The 7,347-nt window shown below is 74.5% G+C and carries 5 protein-coding genes; 1 reads left to right on the plus strand and 4 read right to left on the minus strand.

All coding sequences use genetic code 11. From position 1 onward, the window contains the following. Positions 1-65 precede the first annotated feature (65 nt). From NT8_RS14060 to NT8_RS14075, 4 genes are all read right to left on the minus strand, one after another. The gene (locus tag NT8_RS14060) at positions 66-1,349 is read right to left on the minus strand and encodes a helix-hairpin-helix domain-containing protein (RefSeq protein ID WP_245646176.1); all 1,284 of its coding nucleotides are present in this window, start codon (positions 1,347-1,349) and stop codon (positions 66-68) included. A gap of 1,170 nt (positions 1,350-2,519) precedes the next feature. Next, on the minus strand, positions 2,520-3,509 hold the full coding sequence (locus NT8_RS14065; protein ID WP_245646177.1) for a phosphotransferase family protein: 990 nt from the start codon (positions 3,507-3,509) through the stop codon (positions 2,520-2,522). Between the two features lie 253 nt (positions 3,510-3,762). After that, positions 3,763-4,035 (minus strand): 30S ribosomal protein S20, encoded by a 273-nt coding sequence (gene rpsT, locus NT8_RS14070; RefSeq protein ID WP_067968960.1) that lies wholly within the window; start codon positions 4,033-4,035, stop codon positions 3,763-3,765. 236 nt (positions 4,036-4,271) lie between these two features. After that, a complete protein-coding gene (locus NT8_RS14075) occupies positions 4,272-5,270 on the minus strand; it encodes a glycoside hydrolase family 18 protein (protein ID WP_067968963.1) in 999 nt (332 codons plus the stop codon). A 170-nt stretch (positions 5,271-5,440) separates the two neighbouring features. On the opposite strand from NT8_RS14075, the gene lepA reads away from it, so the two are divergent. Then, positions 5,441-7,273, plus strand: coding sequence for a translation elongation factor 4 (gene lepA, locus NT8_RS14080; RefSeq protein ID WP_067968966.1), 1,833 nt, complete (start codon positions 5,441-5,443; stop codon positions 7,271-7,273). Positions 7,274-7,347: the final 74 nt, after the last annotated feature.

Consider the following 7,347-nt stretch of genomic DNA (forward strand, 5'->3'; position numbering starts at 1 on the left):
CGGAGTAGCCACGGCGCCCTTCGCGAGTGGGGTGGGCCGGGGGCTGGAATCGCGGGCGCTGGGCGTCACGGGGGCGCGGTCACCCGGACCAGGTCGGCGAGTTCGGCGAAGCGCTGTTCGCCGATACCGGTGACGTCCTGGAGCTGGTCCACGGAGGTGAAGCCGCCCGACGCGGTGCGGTGGGCCACGATCCGGTCGGCCAGGACCGGGCCGATGCCCGGGAGTTCCTGGAGCTGCCCGGAAGTGGCGGTGTTGAGGTCGATCGGAGTCGTCGGCGGGCCACCGGACGGCGCGGGTGCGCCCGGGGCCGCCGCGACGGGGGGCGGGGAGGCGCCGACGAGGATCTGTTCGCCGTCGACCAGAGGGCGGGCCAGGTTCAGGGCCTCGGTGTCGGCGGTGGCGCCGCCTGCGGCCTCGATGGCGTCGGTGACGCGGGAGCCCGCCGGAAGGGAGATGACACCGGGGGTCTCGACGTCGCCGCCCACGTGGACGGTCACCCGGCCGGCGGGGGTGGGCGGGCGCGCGGACGCGGCCGGGGAGCCGGGCGTGGCCATGGGTGCGGTGCCCGCGCTCAGCTCGGGCGGCGGGTGGATCTCGGGGCGGGCGCGCAGCGCCACCCACACCGTGGCCAGGACCGCGATGACGCAGACGGCGGCCAACCCCTGCACCCCGGGCCGGGTGAGCAGCGGCTGGGCGCGGAGCGCGGGCGGCAGGCGGGCGAGGAGGGCGGAGAGCGGCGTGCGCCGTTCGGGGTCGGGGTCGACCTCCGCGTAACCGGGCGGAGCGGCGGCGACGGTGTGCAGTCCGCCGAACGGCCGGGCCCGGTCGGACCACCGCCGCCCGGGTGCGGCGTCGGCGGGTGAACGCCGCCGCAGGCCGGCCCCGCCCGGTTCCCCCTCGCCGACCGCGTCGGTGCCGTACGGCTCCGGCGATGCCTCCACCGCCGCGTCGTGGCCGGTGAACGGTTCCTGACGTCCGCGCGCCGCCGGGCCCCGGCCGCCGGGTTGCTCCGGGTATGCCGTGGCCGTCGTCTCCGGGTGGGCGGGTGGCTTCCGGAGATCGTCCGCTGCCGGGGCGCGGGCGCCGGTCCGCGCCGCGTATCCGCTGGTGGCGGCCGTGGCACGGTCGGGGAATGGGGCTCGGTACTCCCGCATCGACGGGTCACCGCCACCATGCGACGCCAGGGGGCCGCCCACCGCCCTGCCGCCGCTGGGGTGCGTCATGGCCTTGCCCGTCCCCATCTCGTCGGCACCGGGCGGTGCCTGGGGGCCGCCGCCCGCCCCCATGTCGTCGGCGCCGGGCGACGCCTGGGGGCCGCCCACCGGCATGCCGCCGCTGAGGTGCGCCATGGCGCCGCCCGCTTCCATGTCGGCGGCACCGGATGATGCCGGGGGACCGCCACCCACTGCCATAGCGTCGGAGCCGTGCAGCGCCGGGCGCCCTGCGTGCGTCCTGGCGCCACCGCCCGGCGGTGGCCGGTACCCGTCCACCGGCGGGGCACCGGCGCGGGCTCCCGCCCACGGGGGCGCGTGGCCGCCGGGTTCTGCGGCATGGGGCCGGGGTGGGATCGGGCCATCGGCCGGACCGGCGCCGTGCGGGTGGGGGCGCCGTGGCCGTCCGTGGCCGACCGCAACGGGTGCCGCGTCTCGATCGACGGCCGGTGCCGCCGCGTGCCGGCCCCGCCTCCTCGGCGGTGCGGTGCCACGGCCCTCCGGTGCCGTGGCCGCCGACCGCCGCTCCGCATGCCGGGAGACGGGTGGATGTCCGGTCGGAGCGGAACGGAGATCGCGGGGGCGGACGGGACGGCGGGTGGCGAGGGGCGGCGCGGTCACGGCGTACGGAGGGGCCGGGATCGGCCCAGGCAGCGGCACCACGGTGGTCGCTGGGCAGGGCTCCGGCGCGCGGGCGTCCGCCCCTGCGGAGGACGGCACCCGGGACGCGGGACCACGCGGCGCCCCCGAGACCGGGCGACCGGGCACACCGCCCGAGGGCGTCCCGCCCTGCGGCGGCGGCCTGTGTGAAGAGGGCGGGTGGTCGGAGCCCTGGCCCGTGATTCCCTCGGGCCGGTGCAGGGGTGCGGTCGTGGCCTGTTCTGGAGTGGCGGCGTGCGCAGTGTGCGGCGGGGGTGTGGGGGGAACCGCCTGTCCCGGTGGTCGCGCGTCGTGCGAGGGCTTCGGCGCGGGAGGGAGAGGCGACGCGGGTGCCGAGTGCGGGGGATCAGGGAGGCCCGGGCGGCGCTGATCGACCGGCGGGGGGCACACGGTCGGGGTCGCCTGCCGGGGAGGGGGCGGAGTGGTCAGGGCGTGCAGGCGACGCAGGGCGGTGGGGTCGGTCGGGCGGCGGAACCGGGGCGTGGGAGGCATACCACCAACGCTAAGCAGCACGTCACGCCTCTGCCAGGGCGACTTTCGCGCCTGTGGATAACTCCCGGCACCCCGTCGCGGCTCCCGTCCTCCCTCGGATCGCCCCCGGGCGGGGTCGGCCGGTGCCGGGACGCCGGGGTGGGGTGGGGACGGGGGTCAGAGGGGGAGGGGTGGGGTGGGTTTGAGGAGGAGGCGGAGCCAGAGGGCCTGCTGGGTGTCCTCCTCGGGGGCGACCTGGGGGCGGAGCTCGGGGAAGCAGCGGCTCCACGCCAGGGCGCGGTTGACCGGGGCCAGCGAGGTCGCGCGGCGGACGGTGACGCGCAGGTCGGCGAGGGTGTGGTCGCCCGTCCACGGCTCCAGGTAGGCGTCGCGCAGGCGCGCCACGGTCCGGGCGTCCGCGCCGAGTTCGCGCGCCACGAAGCGCAGCGGCACCATCAGGCTGGTGAAGGGGTGGGCCACGGCGGCGTCGCCCCAGTCGGCGAACCGGTACCCGCCCTCCTGCACGAACACGTTGCCGACGTGCAGATCGGAGTGGTCGATGGAGACGCCCACCCCGCTCTCGGCGAGCGCGCGGCACCGGTCGTCGAACTCCGCCCGCCGCCGGATCAGCGCGTCATGGTCGTCGCCGAGGACGCGCGCGACACCGGGCGAGGCGAGGAAGCCGTCCAGTCGGCGGCCCAGCGCCGCCGGGCGCAGGTCGGGGACGTCCAGGGCCAGCAGGTCGCGGACCCGGGAGCCGAGGGCCCGCTGCACCTCACCGTAGGTCGTGAGCAGCGCCTCCCACACGGCGAAGTCGTCCAGGGCGCCCATCTGGTCGCGCAGGCTCGTCCCGCCGTCGGGGGTGAGCGTCCACCCGCGCTTGACGTCGACCCCCAGGGGCGTCAGCACCCGCCCCGGCACCCACGAGTACAGCGCCCCGGCGAGCGCCGCCTCGAACTCGGCGCCGGGCGCGTTGGCCTTGAACCAGACCGGCCCCAGGGAGGTGGCGAAGCGGGCCGTCGCCGACCACGGCCGCACCCGGACGCGCGGCGGCTCGGGCAGCAGGTGCGCGCCCCGTTCGGCGAGGCGGCCCTCGACCCAGGCGATGAGTTCGTTGCGGAGGACGGGGTCGTCCCAGAGGCTCAGGCGGAGCGAGGTGAAGTCCACGGGGACCACGCTAATGTCCCGGCCCGGCCGGTCCCCAGCGTTTTCGGTCCGGACGCGGGCTCGACGCGGGCTCGACGCGGGACGGACGCGGGACCGGACTCGGCGCGGCGCCGGGTCCGCGCGGTGGGGCGCGCCCGCGCGGACCGGAGGCCCGGCCCCATCGCGGGGTGGGGGGTCCGGTGTGTCGTCGGCCGCCTATATGCGCTGAGGCCGCCCCCCCGGTGGGGGAGCGGCCTCATGGCGATGGGGTGCCTCAGGCGGCCTGGCGGACCTGGTCGAGGCGCTTGGCGATCGCGCTCTTGCGGTTCGCGGCCTGGTTCTTGTGGATGACGCCCTTGCTCACGGCGACGTCCAGCTGGCGCGCGGCGGCGCGCTGGAGCGTGGTGGCCTGCTCGACGTCCCCACCCTCGGCGGCAGCGCGGAACTTGCGGATGGCCGTCTTCAGGGACGAGCGCACCGCCTGGTTGCGCACCCGGCGCTTCTCGTTCTGCCGGTTGCGCTTCTTCTGCGACTTGATGTTCGCCATGCGAAAACGTGCTCCAGTTGCTGTGGTGAACGCGCCGATGCCGGGGGCCGGACTCCGCGGGCAGCCGTTCCGCGGGGGGCCTCGCGGGTACCGACGCAGGGTGTGTGAACCGAGGGGCTCAAAACCGAACGTGGAACGTCCGAGACACGGACTTCCATTATGCAACGCCCGGCCGACTCCTCGGGCCGCCCCGCCCGGCTCCCGCCCTTCCCGTCGTCCTCCCGTCGCTCCCCGCGCTACTCCTCCCGCGCGTCGACCCAGCCCTCCTGGTAGGCGGCCCAGTCGGCCTCGGTGGCGGAGTGCTCGGCGTAGAGGGCCGTGCCGAACCGCTCCCGCCGCTCGGCGGCGTCGGACAGGCCGACCCGGATGGCCTGCACCGCCGTCGCGGGGGTCTCGGCGTCGGCGTCGCGGGTGGCGTGCTCGTCCGGGTAGGCGGGCACGCCCATGAACAGCTGCACGTCCTCGGGCACGGTGTCGAGGGCGAGCCGGGTCTGGCGGGCGACGAACCCGCCGTACAGCCCCTCCATCGGCATCGCCGTGTCATAGGACATGACGGCGACCTGGTCGAGCTTCTCCGCGACCTGCTCCAGGTAGAGGGTCGACCAGTACTTGTCCTTGCCCGCGAACAGCCGGATGGGGAAGGAGACCCCGGCCAGCGGCTCGATCTGCGGGACGGCGGCCGACATCAGCGCGTCCTCGGGCAGCGCCTCGCGGGTGGCGTCGAGCAGCGACAGCAGGCCCTCACCGCGGTCGGGGGCGGGCTCGAAGTTGTAGTGCACCCCGTCGAACCCGGCGGCCACGACGTCCTGGACGCCCTCGACGACGCGGGCCCGCGTCTCCTCGTCGCCGAGGTCGAGCTGCCCCGGCTCGACCCGCTGGCCCACCCACGCCGACACCCGCACGTCGGGCAGCGCGGCGCGGAACCGGTCGAGGAACTCCTCGGCCTCGGGGCGCAGGGCGGGGTCGAGGGTGCCGTCGTACTCCAGTGGGCCGACGTGCACGTAGACGTCGCTGATCTGGCCGGCGGTGATGCGCGGCGCCAGTTCGGCGAGTTCGGCGTCGCCGGCGCGGCCGTCGACCCAGGCGTGGCCCATCCACAGCGCGTTGGTGCCGTCGGACACCGCCCACGGCTCGGGGTCGCCCGAGTACTGGGCGCGGATGACCAGGCCGGCGCCGACCGCGACGACCACGATCGCGGCGACGGCCGCGAACAGGCGCTGCAGAAACCACTTCACGAGCGTCTCCTGACGTCACATAACCTGAGGGGTGCGGCGGTCCCCATTGTCCACCGCGGCGGCGCCGCAACGGCGGCCGTGGGATCATGGAGGGCCGGCCGCGGCCCGCCGTGCGCACGCCGCGGCCCGACGATGCCCGCCCCCTTCGAGTGAAACGTGAACGGAGCACGGTGCCACAGCCGAACCGGACCGATCCCGCGCTGATCCGGAACTTCTGCATCATCGCGCACATCGACCATGGCAAGTCGACTCTGGCCGACCGCATGCTCCAGTTGACCGGGGTCGTCGAGGACCGCCAGATGCGCGCCCAGTACCTCGACCGCATGGACATCGAGCGCGAGCGCGGCATCACCATCAAGTCGCAGGCGGTCCGGCTGCCGTTCACCGCCGTCGACGACCGCCCCTACGTCCTCAACCTCATCGACACCCCCGGCCACGTCGACTTCAGCTACGAGGTGTCGCGGTCGCTCGCCGCGTGCGAGGGCGCGGTGCTGCTGGTCGACGCCGCGCAGGGCATCGAGGCGCAGACCCTCGCCAACCTGTACCTGGCGCTGGAGAACGACCTCGCGATCATCCCGGTGCTGAACAAGATCGACCTGCCCGCCGCCCAGCCCGAGAAGTACGCCGCCGAACTGGCGGGCATCATCGGGTGCGACCCCGGCGACGTGCTGCGGGTCAGCGCCAAGACCGGCGAGGGCGTCGAGGACCTGCTCAACGAGGTCGTCCGCCAGGTGCCGCCGCCCGTGGGCGACCCCGACGCCCCCGCGCGGGCGATGATCTTCGACTCGGTGTACGACACCTACCGGGGCGTGGTCACCTACGTGCGGGTGATCGACGGCGCGCTGTCGACGCGCGAGCGTATCGCCATGATGTCGACCGGCACCACCCACGAGATGCTGGAGGTCGGGGTCATCTCGCCCGAGCCCACCAAGGTCGACGGCCTGGGCGTGGGCGAGGTCGGCTACCTCATCACCGGCGTCAAGGACGTCCGCCAGTCGCGGGTGGGCGACACCGTCACCTCGGCCGCCAAGGGCGCCACCGAGATGCTGTCCGGCTACCAGGACCCCAAGCCGATGGTGTTCTCCGGCCTTTACCCGATCGAGGGCACCGACTACCCGGTGCTGCGCGACGCGCTGGAGAAGCTCCAGCTGAACGACGCCGCGCTGGTGTTCGAGCCGGAGACCTCGGCGGCGCTGGGCTTCGGGTTCCGCTGCGGGTTCCTGGGGCTGCTGCACCTGGAGATCACCCGGGCCCGGTTGGAGCGCGAGTTCAACCTCGACCTGATCTCCACGGCGCCCAACGTGGTCTACCGGGTGGTCATGGAGGACGGCACCGAGCACGTGGTGACCAACCCCAGCGAGTTCCCCGAGGGCAAGATCGACAAGGTCTTCGAGCCGGTGGTCAAGGCCACGCTGCTGTCCCCGGCCGACTTCGTGGGCCCGATCATGGAGCTGTGCCAGGCGCGCCGCGGGGCGCTGCAGGGCATGGACTACCTGTCGGAGGACCGGGTCGAGATGCGGTACACGCTGCCGCTCGCCGAGATCGTGTTCGACTTCTTCGACCAGCTCAAGTCGCGCACCAAGGGGTACGCCTCCCTCGACTACGAGCCCTCGGGCGAGCACGACTCCGACCTGGTCAAGGTCGACATCCTGCTCCAGGGCGAGACCGTCGACGCGTTCTCCGCGATCGTGCACAAGGAGAAGGCGTACTCCTACGGCGTCGAGATGACCAAGAAGCTGCGCGAGCTGATCCCCCGGCAGCAGTTCGAGGTGCCCATCCAGGCCGCGGTGGGTTCGCGGGTGATCGCCCGCGAGAACATCCGCGCCATCCGCAAGGACGTCCTCTCCAAGTGCTACGGCGGCGACATCAGCCGCAAGCGCAAGCTGCTGGAGAAGCAGAAGGAGGGCAAGAAGCGGATGAAGATGGTGGGCCGGGTCGAGGTCCCCCAGGAGGCGTTCATCTCCGCGCTGTCCACCGAGGACACCGGCGAGAAGAAGAAGTAGCGGCGGGCGGGCCGGGTCCCGCACCGCCTGCTCACCCCGCTGTGAACGGGGGCGGGGCGGGGGCCGCCGCCCCC

It is taken from the genome of Nocardiopsis trehalosi NBRC 14201 (assembly GCF_001552555.1).
GTDB lineage: Bacteria > Actinomycetota > Actinomycetes > Streptosporangiales > Streptosporangiaceae > Nocardiopsis_B > Nocardiopsis_B trehalosi.